This window comes from Rouxiella sp. T17 (assembly GCF_036663475.1).
Lineage (GTDB): Bacteria > Pseudomonadota > Gammaproteobacteria > Enterobacterales > Enterobacteriaceae > Rouxiella.
The window spans coordinates 1-26361 of sequence record NZ_JAWUEA010000037.1; the positions used below are offsets into that span (position 1 = coordinate 1).

Genomic DNA, 26361 nt, shown 5'->3' on the forward strand with positions numbered 1-26361 from the left:
TGGTGGGCGATGACGGGTTCGAACCGCCGACCCCCTCCGTGTAAAGGAGATGCTCTACCAACTGAGCTAATCGCCCATCATAAGATGGCTTATCACAACGCGGTCACTCTTAAAAGAGTGGTGGGCGATGACGGGTTCGAACCGCCGACCCCCTCCGTGTAAAGGAGATGCTCTACCAACTGAGCTAATCGCCCCGTCGTGATGGAGTCGCATTATAGGGATAGTTCGATTTGAGTCAACGGTTTTTAAAAACAAAAATGACTGTTCGGCGTAAAACTAGACAAGGCGCCAAAAAAGTATGCAATCCAGTCTATTCTTTATGCATCAACGGGCTATTTCATCCCTGCTTTAGACGTATCGACGTTGAGGATTCAAGTTAGAGTGATAGAATGTCTCCCACTTTTTATTAGTTAAGTGTCGCATTTTTGCGCGACATCTATTTGAAACATAGTTAAGGCTGCTTCCCAGATGAAAATCAAAACCCGTTTTGCTCCCAGCCCAACTGGCTATTTGCACGTTGGCGGCGCTCGTACTGCACTTTACTCCTGGCTTTTTGCCCGTAATCTGGGCGGCGAGTTTGTGTTACGTATAGAAGATACCGATCTGGAGCGTTCTACCCAGGCGGCAATCGATGCGATTATGGACGGGATGAACTGGCTGAATCTGGACTGGAACGAAGGCCCTTACTTCCAGACCAAACGTTTTGACCGTTATAACGCGGTTATCGACCAAATGCTGGAAAACGGCACCGCCTATAAGTGTTACTGCTCCAAAGAGCGTCTTGAAGCGCTGCGTGAAGAGCAAATGGCCAACAATGAGAAGCCTCGCTACGACGGACGTTGCCGCGACAGCCACGAGCATCATGCTGCCGACGAGCCTTGCGTCGTGCGTTTCCGCAACCCGCAGGAAGGCTCCGTTATTTTCGACGACCAGATCCGTGGCCCGATCGAATTCAGCAACCTCGAGCTTGATGACCTGATCATTCGCCGTACCGATGGCGCACCGACCTACAACTTCTGCGTAGTCGTTGATGACTGGGATATGGAAATCACCCACGTTATCCGTGGCGAAGACCACATCAATAACACCCCGCGTCAGATTAACATTCTGAAAGCGCTGGGCGCGCCGGTGCCTATTTATGCACACGTCTCGATGATTCTGGGCGACGACGGCAAGAAACTGTCAAAACGTCATGGTGCAGTGGGCGTGATGCAGTATCGCGACGACGGCTACCTGCCGGAAGCGTTGCTGAACTATCTGGTGCGCTTGGGCTGGTCCCACGGCGATCAGGAAATTTTCAGCATTGATGAAATGAAAGCCATGTTCAGCCTCGAAAACGTCAGCAAATCTGCCAGCGCTTTCAATACCGAAAAGCTGCAATGGTTGAACCATCATTACATCAACTCGCTGCCAGCCGAATATGTCGCGACGCATTTACAGTGGCACATCGAGCAGCAGGGCATTGATACCCGTAATGGTCCGCAGCTGTGCGAACTGGTTAAACTGCTGGGCGAGCGTTGTAAAACGCTGAAAGAGATGGCCGAGTCTTGCCACTACTTCTATCAGGATTTCAGCGAGTTCGACGAAGCCGCCGCGAAAAAGCACCTGCGTCCGGTTGCGCGTGAGCCGCTGGAAGCCGTGCGCGCTAACCTGGCTGCCATCACCGAATGGACGCCAGAAAACGTGCACAACGCGATTCAGGGCACCGCCGATCAGCTGGGTGTAGGCATGGGTAAAGTGGGTATGCCGCTGCGCGTTGCCGTTACTGGTGCGGGCATGTCGCCGGGCATGGACGTGACCGTTCACGCCATTGGTCAGAGTCGCACGCTTTCTCGTATCGATCAGGCGTTGGCGTTTATTGCAGAACGTGAAGCCCAGGCTTAAGGCTTGATAAAAGCGCGAAGTCGAAAGCTAAATGGATAATTCAGTAAATAGACAAGCAGTAAGTCGATAGACAAACAAAAGGCCAGCGGAGCAATCCGGCTGGCCTTTTTTGATCGTCAGGTTGCATCCATTTTCGAACGAAACCTTATTCGAACAGAAAATTGGAGATGCAAAAGCCTTCTTGGAAAATCAATCGTCTTAACGCGGCAGCGTGCTCGACTCAGAAGAGACAGTCGGACGGTAAGCCATGAAGTACATCAAACCCACGAAACCGGCACCGCCAACCGCATTGCCGAGGAATACGGCCGCGAAGTTAGGGAAATATTGTGACCAGCTCAACGCACCCGCAAAAATCGCCGCAGGAATGATAAACATGTTGGCAACCACGTGCTGGAAGCCGATGGCGACGAACGCCATTACCGGGAACCACATCCCAATCACTTTGCCGCCCATCTCTTTACTGGCGAATGCCAACCACACAGCCAGACACACCAGCCAGTTACAGCCTACGCCAGAGATAAAGGAGTGCAGGAAGTCAGCATTCACCTTTGCCTGCGCGATTGACACGGTTTTGGCGAGGAACACGCCTTCGGTCATGCCGAGCACGTGGCCGAAGAAGTAGGCCACCGCGATGCTGCCAATCAGGTTGGCGATAGTCACCCAAAACCAGTTGCGGATCACGGCAAACAGGCTGATTTGACGGGCGAACCAGGCCATCGGCAGCGTCATCATATTACCGGTCAGCAGTTCGCCGCCCGCTAAAACGGTGAGGATCAGGCCAACAGGGAATACCGCCGCGCCAAGCAGGCCGCCAAACGAGCCCCACGAAGCGGGCAGCGTGCCTACGACGTGCAGGTCGAGCAGGAAGCCAATGGCGATAAACGCGCCGGCCAGAAAACCGAGGATCAGCAGATTGCTAACGGAAGCACGACTTTTGTTCACACCTGCCGTTACGGCAAGTGAAGCGATCTCTTTGGGTGTATACAAGGACATGAGTGAGCTCGAATGTTGATTGATGTTGTTTGTAAATGAATCTTTAGTGAAAACTTTTAGTGAAAATCTTATTAGTAATAGACATCAGCGATTAAGCGATAGGAGTCTATTATGAGAATTGTCCGAGGACAAGACGCCCTAAACGTTGCGTTAACGATTCGTTAAAGAAAGCATTATCTTTTGTAGGGAAAATGATGAAGCGGATCAGGCAGCTGGCCGAATTTGGCTGCAAAAGGGCAGGGCGGAAAAAATATGTAACCGCGCATTTTTTGTTCATGACGAATGAAAAATCGCTTTAATAGCCAGTATTTGGCGGCTTTTTCAGCGGTTGATTACATAATCAAATTTAGCCGTTGACAGCTTTGGCGGGAATTCATATTATGCGCCCCGTTCACAAGATTTAATGTGTCCGGAACGGGGGTATAGCTCAGCTGGGAGAGCGCTTGCATGGCATGCAAGAGGTCAGCGGTTCGATCCCGCTTATCTCCACCAATCTTCTTCTCAGAGCAGATTGGCGTTTGATTCCTCCCAAGGATCAAACAGACGACCGTAAATTGATGAACACCCGTGGGGGTATAGCTCAGCTGGGAGAGCGCTTGCATGGCATGCAAGAGGTCAGCGGTTCGATCCCGCTTATCTCCACCAAATTTAAAGAACCCGCTCCGGCGGGTTTTTGCTTTTCTACGATTCGAAAATCCTTTCGTTCCTCGTTTTCATCCCGTCTTTGCTCTTCGAAAATCAATAAAATCAGTCTTCAGCAAAATCGATAGCCAATAAAAAAGGCGCCGAAGCGCCTTTTCAAACAATAAGTTAATACGATAACAACAGAAAACGTTAAGCCAATACCAGTCCGGCGATAGAGGCTGACAGCACGCTCACCAGCGTTGAACCGTAAAGCAGTTTCAGGCCAAAACGTGAAACCACGTTGCCCTGATGCTCGTTCAGGCCTTTGATAGCGCCCGCCACGATACCGATAGACGAGAAGTTGGCAAACGAGACCAGGAACACGGAGAGGATACCCACGCCGCGCGGTGACAGGTCATGCGCCACTTTCTGCAAATCAAGCATCGCCACAAACTCGTTCGATACCAGCTTGGTCGCCATGATACTGCCCACTTGCAGGGCTTCATGGCTAGGAACGCCCATGATCCACGCAAACGGATAGAAGACATAGCCGAGCACGCCCTGGAAGCTGATGCCAAATACCGTGTTAAACAGCGCATTCAAGCAGGAGATCAGCGCGATAAAACCAATCAGCATCGCGGCCACGATAATCGCCACTTTGAAACCGGCAAGAATATATTCTCCCAGCATTTCAAAGAAGCTCTGGCCCTGATGCGTGTTGGTCAGTTGCAAGTCCTGCTCGCCTTCAACCGTATAAGGGTTGATTAATGAAAGCACGATAAAGGTGCTGAACATGTTAAGGATCAGCGCGGCAACGACAAACTTTGGCTCCAGCATGGTCATGTAAGCACCGACAATCGACATTGAAACCGTCGACATCGCCGTAGCGGCCATGGTGTACATACGCTTTTCAGACATTTTGCCCAGAATATCTTTATACGCGATAAAGTTTTCTGACTGACCGAGGATCAGTGAGCTCACGGCGTTAAAGGATTCGAGTTTTCCCATGCCATTGATTTTCGACAAAACGGTACCAATGATACGAATAACCACCGGCAGAATGCGCACGTGCTGGAGAATACCGATCAGTGCAGAGATGAACACTATCGGACACAGTACATTCAGGAAGAAGAACGCTAATCCTTTTTCGTTCATGCCTCCAAATACGAAGCCTGTCCCTTGGGCCGCGAACTTCAGAAGTGTTTCGAACAGGTCCGAAAAGCCTTTCACAAAACCTAATCCAATTTCTGAATTAAGGAAGAAATAGGCTAATAGAACCTCGATGACCAATAGCTGGACAATAAACCGCAAACGAATTTTTTTACGATCGCGGCTCACCAGCAAGGCCAGTACTGCGACAACTGCTAAGGCTAAAACAAAGTGCAGTATTCGGGACATGTGTGCTCCAAATTTGAGGCAGGCAATATTTCGACGGTCATTTTATGTAACGCGTACATAAAAAACGTGATATGCATAGCAAATATAAGAATTAAGAACAAAAAAAGCAATCATTCCAGCGACATAACACGATTAGTGAAGATGAGAATAAAATCACCCACTCTTGGCTTTATTATGCTAATTTTACGAATGGCCAAATTACACCTGTAACGTTGTGGGTATTGGCTCCAAATATTCTAAAAATTCTGTATTAGGAAAGCGAGTCTTGATTGACTCTTTTGGCTTGAAACACCTGAAAGTTGTGACTTTTACCTTAGCCGCTCACTCCCTATCAGAGAAATAATCACGATCTCTCCAAATGCGCTTGATAATCATTCTCAGCTAAGTATGATAGGTCATCGCACAAAAAATGTAAGGGTTAATTGATATGCTGAATAGCCGAGCTGAATCCTCCAGCCGTTCCTCCAGGAAGATCAAGCTTTCGTTAATGGGGCCTGCTTTTATTGCCGCCATCGGCTATATCGATCCCGGAAACTTCGCCACCAATATTCAGGCGGGCGCATCCTACGGCTATCAGCTGTTATGGGTCGTGGTCTGGGCAAACGTGATGGCGATGCTTATTCAGTTAATGTCGGCCAAGCTCGGCATTGCAACGGGCAAAAATCTTGCCGAACATATCCGCGATCGCTTTCCTCGTCCAGCCGTCTGGGCTTATTGGGTGCAGGCAGAAATCATTGCGATGGCGACCGATTTGGCCGAGTTCATCGGCGCGGCAATCGGCTTTAAATTACTGTTGGGCTGTACGCTGCTAGAAGGCGCGGTGCTCACCGGTATCGCCACCTTTATTATTCTTGGCCTGCAAAAACGCGGACAAAAGCCGCTCGAAAGAGTGATTGGCGGTTTGCTGCTGTTTGTGGCGCTGGCCTACATTGTCGAACTGTTCTTTTCGCAACCGAAAATGCTGGAGTTAGGTAAAGGCATGCTGGTGCCAGGCCTGCCCGACAGCAACGCCGTCTATCTTGCCGCCGGCGTGCTTGGCGCGACCATCATGCCGCACGTGATTTATCTCCACTCGTCGCTGACCCAGCGTTCAAGTGATGATTCACGCGCGCACCGTTATTCGGCAACCAAACTGGACGTCGCGGTCGCCATGACTATCGCCGGTTTCGTTAATCTGGCGATGATGGCGACGGCAGCGGCGGCGTTTCACTTTAGCGGCCACAAGGGTATCAGCGAGCTGGAAGATGCCTATCTGACATTAACGCCGCTGCTCGGCCATGCTGCGGCCACGACTTTTGGTTTAAGTTTAGTGGCGGCGGGCCTCTCTTCTACCGTCGTCGGCACGCTGGCGGGTCAGGTGGTGATGCAGGGCTTCGTGAAGTTTTACATTCCGCTGTGGGTGCGTCGCGCGGTGACCATGGCACCGTCCTTTATTGTTATTCTCGCCGGTATGGACGCCACCAAAATTCTGGTAATGAGTCAGGTGTTGCTGAGCTTTGGTATCGCACTCGCGCTGCTGCCGCTGCTCTCATTTACCGGTAATCGCGAGCTAATGGGCGACATGACTAACTCGAGACCTATGCAGTGGGCAGGGCGCGTTATCGTGCTGGTCGTGGTGTGTCTGAATTTCTATCTGCTGATTGGCATGCTGAAATAATTTCGGTGACGGTAAATAAGCCTAAAAGAAGGCGATAAAAAAGGGGCACTTTTCAGTGCCCCTTTTGCTGGGTTCGATTTGGCTACTCGTCGAAAATCATGCTGGCGAATTAGTGATGATCGCCGCCGCCAGGGCCGCCCTGTGGTGGACGATGTTCGCCACCACCACCGCCGTGACCGCCACCATTACCGCGATCGCCGCCGCCGTGGTTGCCATTATCATGACCGCCGCCGCCAGGACCGCGATCTGGGCCACCGTGTCCACGATCTGGACCGCCATGGTCAGGACCCGGGCCGCCGTGGAAACGTTCTGGAGGACGCGGGCCGTTGTTGCGGTGATTATCCCACCAGCCGCGATCGCGCCAATGGCCGCCATCCCAGTAATAACCACGGTCGTTGCGGTGACCATAATATTCGTTACGATGCTGCCACCAGTACGGGGAGCGCCAGTCGTAGCCGTCCCAATAGTAGCCGCGGTCATCGCGTGAACCGATATTGATCGACAGTCCAGGAACGCTAATACTTATGCCGTCAGCGTGTGCCGGCAGGGTGGCAGGCAACAGGCCGAACAGCAGGGCACCCAAAGCAATCTTCACAACGGGTAAATTTTTCATCATGTTTCTCCATTCAACCTTATTACCGCCTTCTTTCATCGAGCCGTGACGCAAAGCGTGTTGATCTCAATGAAATTATCGGGTTTGCACCACCTCGTTAGATGACGACCTGCTTTCTATATCGCGCTACGTCGCACAAATTAGCGCGCAGATAAAGGAGTCGGTTCGTTAAATAACGTTTCAATGATGACAGTTATAAGGCTTAGATAGCGGGCAATCTATTGCCTGCAATCCTGTTTTGATTGATTTACCCAGTTTAACGATTTACTTACAGTGAGTCCCTGAAAGCATTGTTAGCAAACCTTTCTCATCTTCTTACTAATACGCACTTAACGTATCGATAAGTAAACGGTTACATCAAGATTTGTTCGATGTCGGCAATTTCCTGCTCGCTCAGTTGCAGATTACGCAAACTGTCAACGGCATCGTCAATTTGACTGGTTTTACTGGCCCCAATCAGCACTGACGTTACGCGATCGCCGCGCAATACCCATGCCAGCGCCATTTGCGACAGTTTTTGCCCGCGCGCCAACGCAATATCATTCAGCTTGCGCACCTTGGCCAGCTTCTCTTCGGTGAGCTGTTCGGGTTTCAGGAATTGACTGCCGCTGGCCGCGCGTGAATCTTCCGGAATCCCCGCTAAATAGCGATCCGTTAACACGCCACCTGCCAACGGTGAAAAGGCTATTGAACCGACGCCGTTTTGCTCCAGCGTATCCAGCAAATCAGCCTCAACCCAGCGCTCAAACATCGAATATTTCGGCTGGTGGATTAAACACGGCGTGCCGAGTCTATTAAGGATATCAAAGGCTTGCTTGGCCAAATCCGCCGGATAATTTGATAGCCCGATATAGAGCGCCTTGCCCTGACGGACGATTAAATCCAGCGCCGCCATGGTCTCTTCCAGCGGCGTTTCAGGGTCTGGACGATGATGGTAGAAGATATCGACGTAGTCCAGACCCATGCGTTTCAGGCTCTGATTCAGGCTGGCAACCAGATATTTTTTGGAACCCCAATCGCCATAAGGGCCGTCCCACATGGTGTAACCCGCTTTCGAGGAGATGATCAGCTCGTCGCGCCATGGCAGTAGATCGTCGCGCAGAATGCGGCCAAAATTTTCCTCGGCCGAGCCCGGCGGAGGCCCGTAATTATTGGCCAAATCAAAATGAGTTATACCGCGATCAAAGGCGTGGCGCACCAGCTCGCGGCTGGTTTCGTAGCGATTCACATCACCAAAATTGTGCCACAGGCCCAGTGAAACGGCGGGCAATTTCAGTCCACTGCGTCCACAACGGCGATAAAGCATCGATTCATAGCGCTCGGGATTGGCTTGATAAGGCATAAAAATCCTTGTTCAACGGTTTCAGAGGGTAAAAAAGCGTTTTAGTGTATGCGCTTTCACTCATGTTTTCAGATGCACCGATCACAACAGCCACTCTTTTTCACCATCAAAGGAAAAGTCTTAGGTGATTCATTAACCTACAAATTTAAACATTTAATCTGCGCAGGCCATTTTACGACAGGTGTATTCCCCGCTTTCCATAAGTTAATTATATAAAAATGGCCCAATCGATTTATTGAGAGAGCTTGTGCTAAACCTACTTAAGTAGGTCAATTAACTGATGGGTAACGCATTACTAGGGGATCATCATGAATAATGTGTGTAGCGTGGGTGACTATCTCGTCGAGCGACTTTCCCAGTTGGGTATTGATGAACTTTTTGGCGTGCCAGGAGACTATAACCTGCAATTTTTGGACAGCGTGATCGCGCATCCAAGGCTTAAATGGATCGGTTGTTCAAACGAGCTTAACGCAGCCTATGGCGCCGATGGCTACGGGCGCAGCAAACCGGCCGCCGCGTTGCTGACCACCTTTGGCGTCGGCGAACTGAGCGCCCTGAACGGCATCGCCGGAAGTTATGCCGAATATGTTCCAGTTATTCATATCGTTGGCGCACCCGCACTCTCCGCACAAAACAATCATGAGCTGCTGCACCATTCGCTGGGCGACGGCGATTTTAACCATTTTGCGCGTATGTCGGCCCACATTACCGTCGCGCAGGCGATGCTCACCCGTGAGAATGCCACGTCCGAAATTGACCGCGTGCTGCGTGAGGCGCTCTATGCCCGACGTCCCGTCTATATTCAGCTGCCGAGCGACGTTGCTGCCTATAAAGTGACGTTGCCCGCGGAACCTTTGCGTTTAAGCCAGCCGCCGGTAAACGAACAGGCGGTGGCTGATTTTACCGAGGCCGCCGCCGCGTTGTTAAAACCAGCTAAACGCGTCAGCCTGCTGGCCGATTTTCTCGCTGACCGATTTGGCGCGCGTGCCGACGTGCAGAAATGGGTTGATGAGGTGCCGCTGCCTCACGCCACCCTGTTGCTTGGTAAGGGATTACTTAACGAGCAGCATCCTCGGTTTTGCGGCACCTATTCCGGGCAGGCCAGTTCCGACGCGTTGATAAAGGTTATTGAAGATGCTGAGGCGATTATCACCGTCGGTGTTTGCTTCTCGGACACGGTAACTAGCGGCTTTACCCAAAATATCGCCCCGCAAAAACGCATCGATTTGCAGCCATTTTCGGCGCAGGTCGGCGATAAACTGTTTGATCAGCTGCCGCTGCGCGTCAGCATCGAAATTTTGCATCATCTCACAGCCGAGCTGGCTCCCTATTGGCGATCCCCTGTTTTGCCTGATAAACGTCTCATCGATCCCAGCGAAAGCGGGTTAAGCCAGCAGGCATTTTGGCAGCAGATGCAGAGCTTTTTACAGCCTGGCGATATTATCGTCGCCGAACAGGGAACCGCCTGCTTTGGCGCGGCGCAGCTTACGTTGCCAAAGGGTTGTGACTTTATCGCCCAGCCGCTTTGGGGATCGATTGGCTTTACGCTGCCCGCCGCGCTGGGCGCGCAAATCGCCTTTCCCGAACGTCGAGTGGTGCTGATTATTGGCGACGGTTCCGCGCAATTGACCGTGCAGGCGCTGGGTGCGGCTATTCGGTATGATCTAAAAACGGTGATCTTTATTCTCAACAATGATGGCTACACCGTCGAACGTGCGATACATGGTGCCGAACAGCCTTACAATGATATCGCCCAGTGGCAGTGGACGCTTTTACCGCAGGCGTTTGGTGCCGTGGAACCGACCCTTGTTGAAAAAGTCACCGAGGTGAAACAGTTGCAGCAGGTAATGGCGAAAATCAGCGCCGAACCGCAATTAAGTTGGGTCGAAGTGGTGTTGCCAAAAATGGACGTGCCGCCTTTACTGCGCGCCGTGACCCGCGCGCTTGAAGAGCACAATAGTTCGCGCGACTAATTCGATGGTGGTGAGCATTGTAATGAAGTCAATGAGTTAACCTTTTAGTAGGCGCAGCGGGTCGAGCAGGCTGTCGATAAACCAGCGTCCGGCGGGGCCGGGCTGGTTACTCTTCGACCACGCAACGTCAATTGAAATCATTTTCGGCCAGCCGCGTAGCGCCAGTTCTACCAGCTTGTGATGACCAAACTGTGCCACCAGCCAGCGCGGCAAAATGGACCAGCCAAAGCCCTGTTCCGCCATCTCTAGTAACATCAGGTAGTTACCTGACGACCAAGTTTGCCCCTGCGCCTGCGGTTTTTCCTTTCGCCCATAGGTTTGCAAACACAATTGGCGGTAGGTGGTTAAATCTTCGCGCCTTAATCCATCAATTTTTGCCAGCGGATGCGTTTTCGCAACGAAAAGCGCCATTTCCGTTTGGTCGGGTAACCGCGCATAGCCGATATCCGGCGGATAACTTTCCTGCACTTCCAGCATGCCGATATGCGCACGACCCGTTTGCAGCAGGTCAATCACATCGTGATCTTCGGCTATCAGACATTCGAATTCGATATCTGGGTAGAGCTGTTCGAAACGGCCCAGCATCGTTTCATAATGAGTTGGCTGATAGGTATCCGACAGCACGAAAGTCAGCCTCGGTTCCGTCTGAGTAGAAAGACGCACCGCCAGCTCATCAAGCTGCTCGCTAGCGGCCAAAATCGCCTGTACGTGAGCGAGCACCCGCTGTCCTTCGGGCGTCAGCTGGGGTTGCTTACCTTCGCGACTAAAGAGCGTAATGCCTAAATCTATCTCAAGATTTGCCACCGCCGTGCTGATGGTCGACTGGCTTTTATGCAGCTTGCGCGCCGCCGCCGAAAACGAGCCGCTGGCCGCAGTTTCAACGAAGGCGACGAGCGCTTCGGGTGAATAACGCATGGCAAAATCCTTGAGAAAGTGGAAACTAATCCATCTATTTTATCGATAGTAACTATCTTTTCACTATCACTATTTTAGATGAAAATGCGTGTCGGTGGCCTTCTTAATAAATAATAAAAAGAGGTCCGAGCATTTTCATTCAAACGTTAGAGGCAGGTCAGTATGTCAGTTACAGTTTCGTCAGCCACAAATGCAAAAGTAAAAGCGAAAGCCAAGAAAAGCTTGCCGGAGCGTATTTTCCACGCGGTCGGCTACGAGATTATCGCGCTGCTAATTTGCGCGCCGGTAGCTGCCTGGGCAATGAACAAGCCGATTTTTGATATGGGCGTGCTGTCGATTTTATTATCTACCGCCGCAATGATCTGGAACGTGGTCTACAACAGCCTGTTCGATCACTTCTGGCCGGTTAACAAAGTTAAACGTACCCTGCCAATCCGCATTGCCCACGCCTTGGGCTTTGAGGGCGGGTTTATCCTGCTGGGCTTGCCCATTGCGGCCGGATGGTTGCAAATAGGCTTGCTTGAAGCCTTTGTACTTGAACTTGGCTTCTTCCTGTTCTTCCTGCCTTATACCCTTATCTATAACTGGCTCTACGATATTCTTCGCCAGCGCTGGGTGGGCTATAGTGATGTGACGTCGAAATAACAAACGAAAGCAAGAGGATCGAAAATGAAAACGCTGGGCCTGATTGGCGGCATGAGTTGGGAATCCACCATTCCCTATTATCGAATCATCAATGAGCAGGTTAAGCAGGCGCTCGGCGGTTTACATTCGGCAAAGGTCATTATTTACAGCGTCGACTTTTATCAAATAGAGAAGCTGCAGGCTGAAGGCGATTGGGACACCGCCGGGCAGATACTGGGCGAGGCGGCGCTATCATTGAATAAAGCGGGTGCCGAAGTCATTATCGTTTGTACCAATACCATGCACAAAGTGGCCGAGGCGATAGAGCAGATTGGCGGCCTGCCTTTATTACACATTGCCGATGCGACCGCCTCGCGAATTCATGCCAAAAATCTTAAACGTGTCGGCTTGCTGGGCACGCGTTTTACCATGGAACAAGCATTTTATCGCGGCCGTTTGCAGGCGCAGGGCATTGAGGTGCTGACACCAAACGAGGCTGACAGAGCAGTGATTCATCGAATTATCTATGAAGAACTTTGTCTCGGAAGAATCGAGCCCGCCTCGCGTGAGGAGTATCGGCGGATAATTCGCCAGCTCGAAGAGCAGAGTGCCGAGGGCATTATCTTTGGCTGTACCGAAATCACGCTGCTGGTCGGAGAAGACGATGCCCGCGTGCCCGTTTTCGATACTACAGCGATACACGCACAGGCGGCGGCAAATTTCAGCCTGACGCTTTAATTAGAAAATCAGTGATTAGAAAGTCAGTGATATGAAAACCTGCAATATGAAAATCTAGTCAGCATCTTCATCCGAAGGCTTCTCGCGACGGGAGACCAGCAGCAGCGGTTTGCCCGTCAGCACCACCCAGGCAGGCAGCATTACTACGCAAAGCACCGGCAGCAGCTGAAGGTCTGGCACCACCGCCAGCGCCATAAACAGGCTGAGCCAGCCGTCCCGCGTGACGACCAGTACCAGCCCCATCACCGCGCAGGAAACCGTAATCGCCGCAGGCACCGAATCGACGTGATTATGCAGCATGATCCCCAGCGACACGCCAACAAATACCGCCGGAAAAATCCGCCCGCCGCGAAAACCGCAGGCCGCCGCAACTACCAGCGCCGCCAGTTTAGTCAGGGTGATAGCAAGCAGCTGGCCCAGCGAGAGGCTGTCGCGCGTGGCCGCCAGCAATTTCATCTCGTCATAACCCCGAAACAGCGTTATTTGCCCGCCAAGTAGAGCCAATAATCCAAGGACAAAACCGCCGAGACCCAGCATCACCATTGGGTAACGAATCGCGTGAAAAACCCGATGCACGTGGGGGAAACACCAGACCGCCAACATGCCGACGGCGATGGCTATCAACGTGACAATCGCGCCGCTAAAGACGTCCAAAAAGTGAGTGCTGGCATAAGGAGCAAGTTGCAGCGTGAAATTAGGCTCGTAAAACAAACTGCCGGTCATCGCGCCCGCACCGGCGGCAAGAAGGGGAGGAAACAGTCGATCCCAGAGTGAAATTTCCTTGCTGCCGTGCAGCGTTTGCGAAAATATCAGCGCCGCCGCAACGGGCGTGCCAAACAGCGCGCCGAGCGTTCCCGCCGCCGTGAGAATAACCCAGTCGGTCGATTGTACGCGCGGAAACAGCTGCGCGCCGAGGGTGACGGCAATCGCAATATTAATGGCAATAATCGGATTTTCAGGCCCGAGACTGACGCCGCCCGCGAGCCCCAAAATCAGCGCCAGAAGCAGGCCCGGCACGGCATTTAGCGGCAGCGGCATGCCAATCAGCGACTCTGTGGCCGGGTCCGGACCGGCATGACCCGGCAGATAACGAATCACCGCGCCGACGCCAATTCCGGTCAGCGTGAGCATAAACAGCACCCAACCGGCCGATTGCGTGTTAATGTGCAAAACGTCGGGTATATTGAACCATATTAAATTTTGCAGCGCGTGTGCGACACGTAACACGGCGACCAAAATGATGCTGGACGCAGAGCCTATCACCAGTGCCGGGACCCCGAAGGTCAGCATGGTTTTTGCGCGAGGATGCAACATGCAGGAATTCCCTTGGTAGACTGCTCTGTCTAGTGTAGAGAAGATTGCCGAATATTTGTTTTGTTACCCATTTATTTTGCGCTCAGCCGCTGCTTATATCATCAATAGGTCAAATCGGCGTTGCAGCATAGGGCAATTACCGCTATTTTGCCCTCACTGATCTGTAAGCATAAACCTAAGCACTTATAGTCCTGCTGGCCAAGTTTTTCCAGCCTTAAAACGGGTATGTCAGAGAAGGCTGATTGACATCACTGAATGCGAGCCGAAGCAGGGCAAGCAATTTAATTTTTGCGGAGATAAAAATGACCAAGTACTCCCTGGTGGGCGATGTCGGAGGCACTAACTGTCGTCTGGCACTTTGTGACCTCGACAGCGGCGAGATTTCACAGGCACAGACCTTTTCCGGCCTGGATTACGACAGTCTCGAAGCGGCGGTTCGCCACTATCTGGAGTTGCAGCATCACGAAGAAGTCGTCGATGCCTGCATTGCCATCGCCTGTCCGATTGTTGGCGATTGGGTCGCGATGACCAACCACACCTGGGCGTTTTCGATTGCCGAGATGAAGAAAAATCTGGGTCTGGAGCATCTTGAAGTCATCAACGATTTCACGGCGGTATCCATGGCGATCCCGATGCTGAAAGAGGCTGATTTACTGCAATTTGGCGGCAAAAAGCCGGTTGATGGAAAACCCGCGGTTATTTACGGCGCAGGTACCGGACTTGGCGTGGCGCACCTTATTCACGCGGCCAATCGCTGGATGAGCCTGCCGGGCGAAGGCGGTCACGTTGATTTCGCTCCAAATAGCGAAGAAGAAGACATTATTCTGGAGCAGTTGCGTACCGAAATGGGCCACGTCTCTGCCGAACGTATTTTGTCTGGCCCAGGATTGGTCAATCTTTATCGCGCCATTGTCAAATCCGATAACCGTGAGCCGGAAAACTATGCGCCGAAAGACGTGACCCGACTTGCACTCGAAGATAACCTCGACTGTCGCCGCGCGCTTTCTCTGTTCTGCGTCATCATGGGGCGCTTTGGCGGCAATCTGGCGCTGACCATGGGCACCTTCGGCGGCGTTTACATCGCCGGTGGCATCGTGCCGCGCTTCCTCGAATTCTTCAAAGCTTCAGGCTTCCGCGCTGCGTTTGAAGACAAAGGCCGCTTCAAAGACTATCTGGTTGATATTCCTGTCTATCTGATCACTCACGATCAGCCGGGCTTGCTGGGTGCGGGCGCTTACTTGCGTCAGTCTATCGGCATAACTCTTGTTATCTAAGGGTAGATTATTCTGGACGACCAATAATTACGCCTCCTCAGGACCGATTCCTGAGGAGGCGTAGTTTCTTCTGCACGCTTAACTTTTTTTGCCAACCTGCATTCGAAACTCCTAAAGGCCCATAAGTTGGCGGAAGGCTTTCACTTTACTGCGGCTGACCGGCACTTCGAAATCCAAATCGCTTAATCGCAAAATATAGGTGTTGTTGAACCACGGCACAATTTCGCGGATTTTAGACAGATTCACGCAGTAAGATCGATGACAGCGGAAGAAATGCTCTTCCGGCAAACGTAGGCAAAGCTCGGAAATATTCATTGGCATGGTGAACTCTTCACGGCGGGTATAAACCTGCGTGACTTTTTCCTGCGCAGCCGCGTAATAGATGTCATTGATATCCGTAACGATTATGCGCTCATCTTTGATCAGATTAATGCTGTGACTGACTCGATTACTGCCCGCGGCTGCCGGCACCTCAGCTTGCCTGTCCAGTTTCTGCCTGTCCCAGACGAAATGTGCCTCGAGCTTTTGCAGCATCGTGACAATGCGTGACTCGTGATAAGGCTTGAGAATGTAGTCAAACGCTTCGATTTCAAAGGCTTCTGCCGCGTGCTCTTTATAGGCGGTGATAAAAATGATGTAAGGCTTGTGGGCAAACTTGCTGATGTTTTGCGCCAACAGCACGCCGTCGAGCGAAGGAATATTAATATCCAGAAAAATTGCATCGACCTGATGAGTTTGCAGGTATTTCAGCACCTCGAGGCCGTCGTCAAATTTACCAACGATATCAATGGTGCTGTGGGTGCCAATCAGGTAACTCAGCTCTTCCTGAGCCAGAAACTCATCTTCGACAATTATTGCTCTCAACGGCTTTTTTCCCGATCAATCATAAATGAAATTTCTGTTCCCGGTTCCAGCCTGCGGATTTGCAGTCCCTGCCCGTAGAGCAACGTCACGCGGTGATGGACATTGAGCAGGCCGATTTTATTGCCCGGCATTTCGTTTTTGGCTACCCGTTCGATAACCGATTGCAGAATACCTTGTCCAGTATCTTTAACTGAGACTTTAATTCTATTACCCACGTGTTTTACGGCTATCACCACCACGCCCTTGCCGCTGCAAGGCTGGATGCCGTGAACAATCGCATTTTCAACTAGCGGCTGAATTAACAGGCTTGGGATCGAAACCGAAATATCCTCATCGATGTCGTAAATTACCGTCAGTTTGCTGCCAAATCGCGCCTGTTCGATGGCGATATAGTCCTGCACCTGATGTAACTCTTTGCGCAAATCAATCATCTCATCGTTAAGTTCAAGATTGTAACGCAGGTAGCGAGAGAGATTAATAATCAGCTGGCGCGAGGTATCTGGGTTAATTCGAATAGAAGAGGAGATCGCGTTTAGCGCATTAAACAGGAAGTGCGGATTGATCTTGCTTTGCAGCGCGCGCATTTCAGCCTTATTGGCCATTTCGCGCAGCTGCTCGGCGCGTGACACTTCCATTTGCGTTGAGATAATCTGCGACAGCCCAACCGCCATCACCTTAAGCGAATAGGTGATCCGATGGGCGTGGCAATAATAAATTTTCAACGAGCCGGTGATAATGCCCTTTTCCCACAGCGGAATAATCATTTGCGAATGAATTTGCGGCGTGCGATCCATTTCGTCATTGTTTTTGATCGTAATCCTGCCGCTGCTGATCACTTCTTTTGTATTTTCGCTGATGATTTCATGACCGATATTGTACTGATCCGCGCCGGTTCCCACGTAGGCGAGGATATTTTTGGTATCGGTAATGGCGACGGCATCGGCGTTGATGTCTTCTCGAATGATATTACACACCGTCGCCATCGATTCGGCATTGATGTTTCGAAAGTAGGGCAGCGTTTTGTTGGCGATATCCAACGCCAGCCGAGCCTGTCGCGCGGCAATCGCCTCTTTCTCATCGGCCACGCTTTGCACCAGCAGCACGATCGGCCCGATCGAAATTGCTCCCAGAATAAGCGGCGCGGAGATACTCATCACAATGTCCAATCCGAGTGCGAAAGGCCGTGAAAGTAATAAAATCAGCAGCATAGTCAAGGATTCGCACAGCATGCCTGCGGCAATGCCGACGCGCCAATGAAACTCTTTTTTGACCTTAAGATTGATATAACCCGATAGAAAACCCGCGATAATGCTGGTAATCAAACACGGAATCGAGGTCACTCCGTGAATATCGATGAGAAAACGGTGCGAGCCCGAAATGATGCCGGTGATAATGCCAACCCACGGGCCAAACAGAATGCCGCCAGAGACGATGGCGATAGTCCGCACGTTAATTAACGAGCCTTCAACGTTGATACCCGAAAGTGTGCCGAAAATCGCGAACAGTGAAAAAATAGCGGTAACGGCCGCCAGCTCCAGAGGAGTATGGGCATCATTTTCTTTTTGCAGCAGCCGACGAAACAGGCGGGTGCGCGTTAGAAAGAACAGGCAAATCAGCATTAACGCGGCGCGATCGAAAACCGCCAGCGTCATATCGAAAACGTTTTGCACAGCAAGCTCTCGGTCGGATGCCGTGGCATCGCGCTATGGGGGGAAAGTCCGATTATAGGGAAATGTGCTTTCGACGGCTATAAAACGCGACAGCATTAAAATTTTGAGCGTCTAAAAAGCGGTAAACATTTCCAAATGCGGCAAATTATGGCGTACTTGAACCGTTATCAGGCTGATAAAACAGGGAGAGGGCATGATTGTACTGACGACGCCCCGGCTGGGCATGCGGCCACTCAAACGCGATGATTGGCCACTGTTTCTGGCGCTCAATCAAGATCCGCGCGTCATGAAATTTATTGGCGATATCGATACGCCTGAACAAATTCGCCATCGTTTCGACCAACGGCTCGGACATTGGACTAAATATTCCGATTTCTGGTTATGTTTGGTGATCCGCGAATTAGCAACCGACGAACCCGTCGGGCTCACCGGATTCTTTCCGGATTGGCGACCTTATCAGCAAGCCGAGGTCGGATTTATGCTGCTTCCACAACATCAGGGGAAAGGATACGGCCAGGAATCGCTGCGTGAAGTGTTGAATTATGCATTCAAAGCTTGCGGCTTTCACCGCTTGCAAGCTAATGTTATTGAAGGTAATTATCCGTCGCGCCAGATGCTGGAGCGCTGTGGTTTTCAACTCGAAGGGCTGCTGCGGGAAAGTTATCGGCTGCGCGGTGAATGGCACAACGACTGGCTGCTGGGTCTGCTGCGCAATGACCTCGACCTTCCTGATATGCCGTTAAAAAAATAGTTGCCTAATCTATCGACAGCTTTTCCTCGCTGCGATATGTTGAGTTATCGGTCTGCGAAGGTTGCCATTGTGTTGCACAAGCAGACCCGCGTCGCTCGGATGGTCCGGGCGCTTACGTTAAATGAGGTTACTATGTCTGATTCCAGTCAAAAGCGCCGTTTCACGCGTATCGATCGTCTTCCCCCTTATGTTTTTAACATCACTTCCGAATTGAAAATGGCTGCGCGACGTCGCGGCGAAGACATTATCGATTTCAGTATGGGGAATCCGGACGGACCGACGCCGCCGCACATTGTTGAAAAACTGGTGACAGTGGCTCAGCGTGAAGATACCCACGGCTATTCAACCTCCAAAGGCATTCCCCGTTTGCGCCGCGCGATTTCTCGCTGGTACGCAGACCGTTATCAGGTGGATATCGACCCTGAAAGCGAAGCCATTGTGACTATCGGTTCGAAAGAGGGTCTGGCGCATCTTATGCTCGCCACGCTCGATCACGGCGATACCGTACTGGTGCCTAACCCAAGTTATCCTATTCATATTTATGGCGCAGTGATTGCCGGTGCGCAGGTGCGTTCCGTGCCGCTGGTCGAAGGCGTAGACTTCTTCGGCGAGCTTGAGCGCGCGATAAAAGAGAGTATTCCACGTCCTAAAATGATGATTTTAGGCTTCCCCTCGAACCCTACGGCGCAGTGCGTGGAGCTGGATTTCTTCGAGCGGGTAGTGGCGCTGGCTAAACAGTATAACGTGATGGTTATCCATGATTTAGCTTATGCGGATATCGTTTATGACGGCTGGAAAGCACCTTCTATCATGCAGGTGCCGGGTGCGAAAGATATCGCAGTCGAGTTCTTTACGCTTTCGAAAAGCTACAACATGGCCGGTTGGCGTATTGGCTTTATGGTCGGTAATCAGGAGCTGGTCAGTGCCTTGGCACGTATTAAAAGCTATCACGATTACGGCACTTTTACGCCGCTTCAGGTTGCCGCGATTGCCGCGCTGGAAGGCGACCAACAGTGTGTGAAAGATATAGCCGAGCAGTATCGCCAGCGTCGTAACGTGTTGGTGCGCGGCTTGCACGAAGCGGGATGGATGGTCGAAAATCCGAAAGCCTCGATGTATGTCTGGGCAAAAATTCCTGACGCCTATGCGCATTTAGGTTCGCTGGAATTCGCAAAAAAATTGCTTGCCGATGCCAAGGTCTGTGTTTCACCAGGTGTAGGTTTTGGTGATTATGGCGATACTCACGTTCGTTTCGCGCTAATCGAAAATCAGGATCGCATTCGACAGGCGGTGCGCGGTATCAAAGCGATGTTCCGTGCCGATGGCCTGATCGCCGCTAAAAAAGGCAGTGCAGAAGAAGCCGAACAGAAAGCGCCTACCCGCGAGATTTAAGTGCGCTAAAGCGGCCCTTACTCAGCAAGAGCATTATCAAATGAAACCGAGCTTCCGCAGCTCGGTTTTTAATTTCATAAAAAACCCTTAATTTGACGCTACTATTTCCCTACGGTTTGACGTATTTTGTAACACTTTGCGTGACTAGGGAAAATAGATGAAAAATCGTTATTCAACATTGCAGATAACTCTTCACTGGCTCACCTTATTGATGATTATTCTGGCCTATTCCGTCATGCTCGGGCGAGGTTATTTCCCTGACGAGTATCGGCTGCTGGTTCGACAGTTACACTATAACTTTGGGATTAGCGTGTGGGTGCTGGTCTTTATCCGCATCGGTTTGCGCCATCGTTTTCGTTCGCCTCCCATCACGCCGCCACTGCCGCGCTGGCAGGCACACGTTGCTACGCTGACTCACTGGCTGCTCTATTTACTGTTTTTGGCGTTGCCAACGCTCGGTTTTCTCACGGTACTTTTCGCTGGACGACAAATCTTCCTGCTTGGCTGGGAAATTCCACAGTTTGTAACCCCTCGTCCAGAATGGCGTTCAGGATTGCGTGACACTCACGAGCTGGTAGCAACATTGGGTTATTATCTGGTTGGCCTGCACGGCGTGGCTGCGCTGTTCCACCATTATTTTATTAAAGACGATACCCTTAAACGCATGATGCCGGGCAAAAAAGCCTGATTTTCATTCGATAGTCAACGCATAACCCTCTGTAAACATGAGCTGTTTTACAATTTTCTGATGACGATCCTATTTGTTGCTCACTGAAAGGCGTAAACTGAGTTTTCTGTAACGAGGGGGCTTGGTAAGATAAGTCCATGAAAGTTATAAGTTAGCGCAGAGAGGGAGCCCCTTGCTGCTACAATAGTTTGACTTAAGGTGTTGATAATAAATATGGCTACTCCTTCACAACTCGCGCAGCTGCAAGATCAAATCCGTACCAGCTATGATTCCTTGAGCAAAAGGTTGAAGCAGGTTGCCCGTTATATTCTGGACAACGGCAACACGATTCCTTTCGAAACCATTGCCTCGATTGCAGAAAAAGCCAGCGTTCCGCCTTCCACGTTAATTCGCTTTGCCAACAATTATGGTTTTGACGGTTTTAACGAGATGAAGCAGGTTTTCCGTCAGCATCTGATGGAAGGCACGGTAAATTATACCGAGCGTGCCAGCCTCTCTCGCCAAACTGCCAGTGAGGGCACCCAGTCGCCTGAAACGCCTGCCGACATTCTCAAAGTATTTAGCATGGTAAACGAGCAGGCGCTGCAACAGCTGAGCAGTCAAATCAAACCAGAAGATCTTGAGCGCGCAGTCAAACTGCTCGACGAAGCGGAAAATATTTACGTGATTGGTTTCCGCCGCTCGTTCAGTATTGCCGCCTATTTGACCTATGCATTTCGTCATCTTGAACGTCGCACATTTTTGATCGACGGCTTGGGAGGAATGTTCAACGAACAGCTCAATATGGTGCGGCCGACCGACGTCGTTATTTCGATCAGTAACTCGCCTTACGCGCAGGAAGTTGTGGATTTAGTTTCGATGGGTGCTGCTCAGGGGGCAAAACAGATTGCCATTACCGACAGCCTGGTCAGTCCGTTAACGGCCTTCAGTGACGTGTGTTTTATTGTGCGTGAAGCGCAGGTGGATGGTTTTCGTTCGCAAATTGCATCGATGTGTTTAGCTCAAACGCTAATGATGTCACTTGCGCTCAGCAGCGCCAGCAAGATTGACTCGCTCGAAAACAAAAATCAGCTAAAAACTAAATAGCGTAGCTAAAAACTTAATAGCCTCATCGATATCCATATTTCACGTCATGACGACTAGCCATACCATAACTTTTAGCCACAGCCATTAGCCATAACTTTTAGTCATAACAACAAGCAGAGCCTTTTACGACCTCCATGTCGTAAATGGCCATAGACTACAATTTTTCCGTTCTCCGGTGTAACCTCGGTTTAAGCAGTAAGCGCTACCTTAACCGAGACGGTGAACGGAAAGCATTTAGCTATGTTTTGCTCTCCGCGCTTTCCCTATTACGTTCTGACTAGCCTCTTCATAGGAGGGTAGTCGGGCCGTGAAAATCAATATAATTAATCGAAATATAAATTTCAATTTAATTTTATTTGGAATTTATATTTTTATGACGTGGCGCACATCTCATCTTGGCTTCCTATTGAGGATTTCGCGTAGCCAATAAGGGTTTTGCGTAGGTATTGAGAGGGAACATAATCTATTTCAGAAGTGCGCTGACGCTTTCGTTACCAAAATTAACCTCTTATACTGACCTCTTTTCCCATTTCGAGCGCACATTTATGAAATTTAGTAAGCGACTTAGCCTCATTACTCTCGTTTTCGCACTCTGCGTCGGGATTGATCAAATAACCAAAGCGATTGCTAAGGCGACGCTCTCTATGGATTCTGTCCAACACTATCTGGGCGGGTCTATCAGACTATTACTGACTCACAATACCGGCACTTTTCTTGGGCTTGGCGGCACGTTACCGGCCAATGTTCGCTATGCGCTAATGATTATCGGCTTGGGTAGCTTCTTGTTGGCACTGCTGATTTATACCTTAATGAACAGGCGAGCCAATGCGCCGACAGTGATAGCGCTGACCATGATTTTCTCGGGTGGCTTAAGCAATCTGCTCGACCGCATTGTTTATGGCGGATACGTGGTAGATTTTTTGAATATCAGCGCGGGCATGCTGCAAACTGGGGTATTTAACGTGGCGGATGTCATGCTGTTAGCAGGCGCTTTTATTTTGGTTGCGGTAGGATTCAAAACCAAACCTCAAATTGCACACAGCTAATTTATGCTTTTTTTTCAAATAATTAATGCTGTTTATCAAACCCTTCTCGTTATGATTAAGAGGAGCCAAGGCCTTTTAAGGCCTACTCCTTTTAAGCCTGCCACTTTTAGTTCTCAACTTTAACGTTTCATTTTAGAGTGATTTTGAAAATTATGATTCGTTTGCGAAGCACTATTCTACAATCGAGAAATTCACCTTTAACTCAATGAAGTTAAAGGTAAAGATTAATTATTCTGTTATCTACCTCGCCTGATTTGCTGGTTCTCCCTCTCATCATTTTCGATACATTTGTTTTATTTTTATGATGATTGTCTCAAAATGAAAAATTGATTCGGTTTTTTCATTTCACTAAACCATAAAATCTTTATAATCTTTTCATATCATTTTTGATGAATACATCACCACGGTATCGGCGTTAACCGCAAGGAACGGAAGATGAAAAAGATCAGATTAACGATGGCACAAGCTCTGGTCCGCTTTTTGGATCAACAGTATGTCAGTGTAGATGGCGAAGAGATTAAATTTGTCACCGGTATTTTTGCCATTTTCGGACACGGTAACGTGCTTGGATTGGGACAGGCGCTGGAGCAGGACAGCGGGCAGCTGATCGTTCATCAAGGACGTAACGAACAGGGCATGGCGCATGCTGCAACGGGCTATGCCAAGCAGAAACTGCGTCGCCAAATTTATGCCTGTACCTCTTCCTTAGGTCCTGGCGCAGCCAATATGTTGACTGCTGCGGCGACCGCGACGGCCAACCGTATTCCTCTTTTATTGTTGCCGGGCGATGTCTTTGCATCACGCCAGCCTGATCCTGTGCTGCAACAAATTGAACAAAGCCACGATCTCAGCATCAGTACCAATGATGCGTTCCGTACCGTTTCCAAATATTGGGACCGCGTTGTGCGCCCCGAGCAGCTGATGACCGCCTGTATCAGCGCCATGCGCGTACTGACTGACCCAGCTGAAACCGGCGCGGTAACATTGTGTCTGCCCCAGGATGTTCAAGGGGAAGCCTATGATTATCCTGAATACTTCTTCCAAAAGCGCGTCCACCGTATTGATCGTCAACCGATCACCGAAGGCGCGTTGGCCGACGCTATCACGCTGATAAAAAGCAAGCGCAAACCACTGATTGTCTGTGGCGGCGGGGCGAAATACTCGCAGGCTGGTCAGGCGTTACAGAAACTGGCAGAAACTTACGGCATTCCTTTTGCGGAAACCCAGGCCGGTAAAGGCACCTTAACCTCCGAACATGCGTTTAACCTCGGCGGGATTGGTGAAACAGGAACTCTCGCGGCTAACCAGCTGGCAAAAGAGGCCGACCTGATCATCGGCGTGGGTACGCGCTATACCGATTTCACCAGCTCCTCGAAATGGATATTCCAAAACCCTGACGTTTCATTCTTGAACATTAACGTCAACCGTTTCGACGCTTTCAAACTTGATGCTGTGCAGGTTGTCGCAGATGCACGCGTAGGGCTTGAAGCACTCGAAAATGCGTTGAAAGGCAGTGATTATCATGCTGCTTGGGGCCACCAGATTGCCGATGTTCGTGAAGAACTGATTGCTGAAACAAAACGTGTGTATCAGGTCGAGTACAGCGGCGAAGATTTTGTTCCAGAAATTAACGATCATCTGGATCGTAAAGCTGTCTACGCCGAATTCGAAAAAATTACCGGATCGCTGCTGACTCAAAGCCGCGTTTTGGGAACATTAAACAGCTCTTTCGATAAAGACGCCGTGATCGTTGCCGCTGCGGGCAGCCTGCCGGGAGATTTGCAGCGTATCTGGCGCACCACCGACACTAACGGCTATCACGTCGAGTACGGCTATTCCTGCATGGGCTATGAAGTGAATGCTGCACTGGGTGTAAAAATGGCCGAGCCAGAGCGTGAAGTCTATGCGCTGGTGGGCGACGGTTCATTTATGATGCTGCACTCAGAACTGGTCACGTCAATTCAGGAACACTGCAAAATCAACGTGATACTGCTGGATAATATGACCAACGGTTGTATCAACAATCTGCAGATGGAACACGGCATGGACAGCTTCTTTACCGAATTCCGCTTCCGTGGAGACTCAAGTTCCAAACTTGATGGAGGTTTTGTGCCAGTAAGCTTTGCCAAAATTGCTGAAGGGTACGGCTGTAAAACCTACACCGTGACCACTCTCGAGCAGCTGCGCGAGGCGCTGGCCGATGCGAAACGTCAAACCGTTTCTACACTTATCGATATCAAAGTGCTGCCAAAAACGATGATCCACAAGTATTTCAGCTGGTGGCGAGTCGGTGGGGCGATGGTTTCAGAAAGTGAATCGGTTGATAAAGTCGCCGACATGCTGCGCGAAAACATTGGCAAAGCGCGCGAATACTAATTCCAGCCGCCTGAAATGTTTCATTTTGAGCTCAAGGTATTTGAACATTACAGTTTGAATATCAAAGTTTGAATATAAGAGCTTGAATATCAGAATTTGAATATGATCATTTCAAAATAAATGTTTTGGGCTGATAAATATCGAACTTGGATCGGAGCTGACATGAAAATTGCTTTTGATGTAGACGTAATCAGGGATAGAAGCATTACCGAAATGGTGCGCCAAGTTTCGGAATGGGGATATAAATATATCGAACAATCGCCCCATCCGCGCATCAATCCATTCTATAAACATCCAAAAGCTGGCCTGGATGTAATGAACGAATATAAGCGCGCGCTGACGCAGTACGGCGTTGAGATCTCCTCTTTTATCGTGGTTTATCGCTGGTCTGGTCCAGATGAAGATCGCCGCATTGCCGCCGTGCGTAACTGGAAAAGGATGATTGAAATCGCCGTCGATATGGGTGTTGAAGTGATTAACACTGAGCTTTCCGGCGATCCGAACCAGCCAGAGATCTGCGAAGAGCGCTGGTATCAGTCGATGGAAGAGCTGTTGCCAATCATCGAACGTGAAGGTATTCGCGTTGAAATTCAGTCGCATCCGTGGGATTTCTGCGAAGAAAACAACGAAACTGCGGACATGGTTAAGTCGCTGCGCAGTGATAACGTTAAATATCTTTACAGCGTTCCTCACACCTTCTTTTATGACAAAGGGAAGGGCGATGTTGCCACCATGCTGGATTATGCAGGAGACGATTTGTCACACGTGCTGATCGCCGACACCATGAACCACACTAAACATTGTCGTTATATTGTGAACCCGCCGGGCGTCGATGCCGTGGTTCACCAGCATGTCGGCATTGGAGAAGGTGAAATCAATTTCGACGCGCTGTTCGAAACGTTACGCAAAATGAATTTTGCCAACCGCAAATTTAAAGTCGGCGGCGAATCCATTATTGCCACCTCGCTTTTTGGATATCCAGAAAAGATGCCGACGCAGGCTGTTGCAACGCGTGAACGTATTGAACGCGAGCTGCTGAATCGCTAGAACTTTTATTTCAGTTCCATTTTTAAAGAGCGCGTAAATGCGCTCTTTTTGTTTCTATCGTTCAATATATTGGAACTAAACCATCAGAAATC

The 26361-nt window shown here is 50.3% G+C and carries 21 protein-coding genes and 4 tRNA genes; 15 read left to right on the forward strand and 10 right to left on the reverse strand.

The window, feature by feature from the left end:
• Both SC206_RS15315 and SC206_RS15320 read right to left on the reverse strand, forming a co-directional pair.
• Window positions 1–76, reverse strand: a tRNA-Val gene (locus SC206_RS15315).
• A 42-nt stretch (window positions 77–118) separates the two neighbouring features.
• Window positions 119–194: transfer RNA gene (locus tag SC206_RS15320), tRNA-Val, on the reverse strand.
• 274 nt (window positions 195–468) lie between these two features.
• Here SC206_RS15320 and gltX point away from each other — a divergent pair.
• Window positions 469–1884: a glutamate--tRNA ligase gene (gene gltX, locus SC206_RS15325; RefSeq protein ID WP_332738358.1), complete on the forward strand. Its 1416-nt coding sequence runs from the start codon at window positions 469–471 to the stop codon at window positions 1882–1884.
• A 198-nt stretch (window positions 1885–2082) separates the two neighbouring features.
• Here gltX and SC206_RS15330 read toward each other — a convergent pair whose 3' ends face one another.
• Window positions 2083–2877, reverse strand: coding sequence for a formate/nitrite transporter family protein (locus SC206_RS15330; RefSeq protein ID WP_332738360.1), 795 nt, complete (start codon window positions 2875–2877; stop codon window positions 2083–2085).
• A gap of 416 nt (window positions 2878–3293) precedes the next feature.
• Here SC206_RS15330 and SC206_RS15335 point away from each other — a divergent pair.
• Both SC206_RS15335 and SC206_RS15340 read left to right on the forward strand, forming a co-directional pair.
• Window positions 3294–3369, forward strand: a tRNA-Ala gene (locus SC206_RS15335).
• A 77-nt stretch (window positions 3370–3446) separates the two neighbouring features.
• Window positions 3447–3522: transfer RNA gene (locus SC206_RS15340), tRNA-Ala, on the forward strand.
• Between the two features lie 189 nt (window positions 3523–3711).
• Here SC206_RS15340 and SC206_RS15345 read toward each other — a convergent pair.
• Entirely contained in the window at window positions 3712–4899 is a 1188-nt protein-coding gene (locus SC206_RS15345) for a NupC/NupG family nucleoside CNT transporter (protein ID WP_332738362.1), read from the reverse strand.
• 427 nt (window positions 4900–5326) lie between these two features.
• On the opposite strand from SC206_RS15345, the gene SC206_RS15350 reads away from it, so the two are divergent.
• Window positions 5327–6556, forward strand: coding sequence for an Nramp family divalent metal transporter (locus SC206_RS15350; RefSeq protein WP_332738364.1), 1230 nt, complete (start codon window positions 5327–5329; stop codon window positions 6554–6556).
• A gap of 109 nt (window positions 6557–6665) precedes the next feature.
• On the opposite strand, the gene SC206_RS15355 is transcribed toward SC206_RS15350, so the two are convergent.
• On the reverse strand, window positions 6666–7172 hold the full coding sequence (locus tag SC206_RS15355) for a DUF2502 domain-containing protein (protein WP_332738366.1): 507 nt from the start codon (window positions 7170–7172) through the stop codon (window positions 6666–6668).
• A gap of 349 nt (window positions 7173–7521) precedes the next feature.
• Window positions 7522–8511, reverse strand: a complete 990-nt coding sequence (gene mgrA, locus SC206_RS15360) for an L-glyceraldehyde 3-phosphate reductase (RefSeq protein ID WP_332738368.1) — start codon at window positions 8509–8511, stop codon at window positions 7522–7524.
• 308 nt (window positions 8512–8819) lie between these two features.
• Here mgrA and SC206_RS15365 point away from each other — a divergent pair, with 308 nt between their 5' ends.
• Window positions 8820–10484 carry an alpha-keto acid decarboxylase family protein gene (locus tag SC206_RS15365; RefSeq protein ID WP_332738370.1) on the forward strand — a complete coding sequence of 555 codons (1665 nt, stop codon included), beginning with the start codon at window positions 8820–8822 and terminating at the stop codon, window positions 10482–10484.
• A 36-nt stretch (window positions 10485–10520) separates the two neighbouring features.
• Here SC206_RS15365 and SC206_RS15370 read toward each other — a convergent pair whose 3' ends face one another.
• Window positions 10521–11399, reverse strand: a complete 879-nt coding sequence (locus tag SC206_RS15370) for a LysR family transcriptional regulator (RefSeq protein ID WP_332738372.1) — start codon at window positions 11397–11399, stop codon at window positions 10521–10523.
• Window positions 11400–11561: 162 nt separating this feature from the next.
• On the opposite strand from SC206_RS15370, the gene SC206_RS15375 reads away from it, so the two are divergent.
• Window positions 11562–12044, forward strand: a complete 483-nt coding sequence (locus tag SC206_RS15375) for a multidrug/biocide efflux PACE transporter (RefSeq protein WP_332738374.1) — start codon at window positions 11562–11564, stop codon at window positions 12042–12044.
• Window positions 12045–12068: 24 nt separating this feature from the next.
• Window positions 12069–12761, forward strand: coding sequence for an aspartate/glutamate racemase family protein (locus SC206_RS15380; RefSeq protein WP_332738376.1), 693 nt, complete (start codon window positions 12069–12071; stop codon window positions 12759–12761).
• Window positions 12762–12815: 54 nt separating this feature from the next.
• Here SC206_RS15380 and SC206_RS15385 read toward each other — a convergent pair whose 3' ends face one another.
• Complete coding sequence (locus tag SC206_RS15385) at window positions 12816–14075, reverse strand: ion channel protein (protein ID WP_332738378.1); 1260 nt, start codon at window positions 14073–14075, stop codon at window positions 12816–12818.
• Window positions 14076–14377: 302 nt separating this feature from the next.
• On the opposite strand from SC206_RS15385, the gene glk reads away from it, so the two are divergent.
• Window positions 14378–15349: a glucokinase gene (gene glk, locus SC206_RS15390; RefSeq protein ID WP_332738380.1), complete on the forward strand. Its 972-nt coding sequence runs from the start codon at window positions 14378–14380 to the stop codon at window positions 15347–15349.
• Window positions 15350–15460: 111 nt separating this feature from the next.
• On the opposite strand, the gene SC206_RS15395 is transcribed toward glk, so the two are convergent.
• Both SC206_RS15395 and SC206_RS15400 read right to left on the reverse strand, forming a co-directional pair.
• Window positions 15461–16213, reverse strand: coding sequence for a LytR/AlgR family response regulator transcription factor (locus SC206_RS15395; RefSeq protein ID WP_332738382.1), 753 nt, complete (start codon window positions 16211–16213; stop codon window positions 15461–15463).
• Window positions 16210–17865 carry a LytS/YhcK type 5TM receptor domain-containing protein gene (locus tag SC206_RS15400; RefSeq protein WP_442976107.1) on the reverse strand — a complete coding sequence of 552 codons (1656 nt, stop codon included), beginning with the start codon at window positions 17863–17865 and terminating at the stop codon, window positions 16210–16212. The genes SC206_RS15395 and SC206_RS15400 overlap by 4 nt, the downstream gene beginning before the upstream one ends.
• 211 nt (window positions 17866–18076) lie before the next feature.
• Here SC206_RS15400 and SC206_RS15405 point away from each other — a divergent pair, with 211 nt between their 5' ends.
• The 7 genes from SC206_RS15405 to SC206_RS15435 all read left to right on the forward strand — a co-directional run bounded on the left by SC206_RS15405 (window position 18077) and on the right by SC206_RS15435 (window position 26269).
• Window positions 18077–18634, forward strand: a complete 558-nt coding sequence (locus tag SC206_RS15405; RefSeq protein WP_332738386.1) for a GNAT family N-acetyltransferase — start codon at window positions 18077–18079, stop codon at window positions 18632–18634.
• A gap of 132 nt (window positions 18635–18766) precedes the next feature.
• The gene (gene alaC / locus SC206_RS15410; protein ID WP_332738388.1) at window positions 18767–20026 is read left to right on the forward strand and encodes an alanine transaminase; all 1260 of its coding nucleotides are present in this window, start codon (window positions 18767–18769) and stop codon (window positions 20024–20026) included.
• Between the two features lie 157 nt (window positions 20027–20183).
• Window positions 20184–20714 carry a cytochrome b gene (locus tag SC206_RS15415; protein ID WP_332738390.1) on the forward strand — a complete coding sequence of 177 codons (531 nt, stop codon included), beginning with the start codon at window positions 20184–20186 and terminating at the stop codon, window positions 20712–20714.
• Window positions 20715–20927: 213 nt separating this feature from the next.
• The gene (locus SC206_RS15420) at window positions 20928–21800 is read left to right on the forward strand and encodes a MurR/RpiR family transcriptional regulator (protein WP_332738392.1); all 873 of its coding nucleotides are present in this window, start codon (window positions 20928–20930) and stop codon (window positions 21798–21800) included.
• A gap of 545 nt (window positions 21801–22345) precedes the next feature.
• Window positions 22346–22846: a signal peptidase II gene (gene lspA / locus SC206_RS15425; protein WP_332738394.1), complete on the forward strand. Its 501-nt coding sequence runs from the start codon at window positions 22346–22348 to the stop codon at window positions 22844–22846.
• Window positions 22847–23281: 435 nt separating this feature from the next.
• Window positions 23282–25222, forward strand: a complete 1941-nt coding sequence (gene iolD / locus SC206_RS15430) for a 3D-(3,5/4)-trihydroxycyclohexane-1,2-dione acylhydrolase (decyclizing) (protein ID WP_332738396.1) — start codon at window positions 23282–23284, stop codon at window positions 25220–25222.
• A gap of 162 nt (window positions 25223–25384) precedes the next feature.
• Window positions 25385–26269, forward strand: coding sequence for a sugar phosphate isomerase/epimerase family protein (locus tag SC206_RS15435; RefSeq protein ID WP_332738398.1), 885 nt, complete (start codon window positions 25385–25387; stop codon window positions 26267–26269).
• Window positions 26270–26361 lie beyond the last annotated feature (92 nt).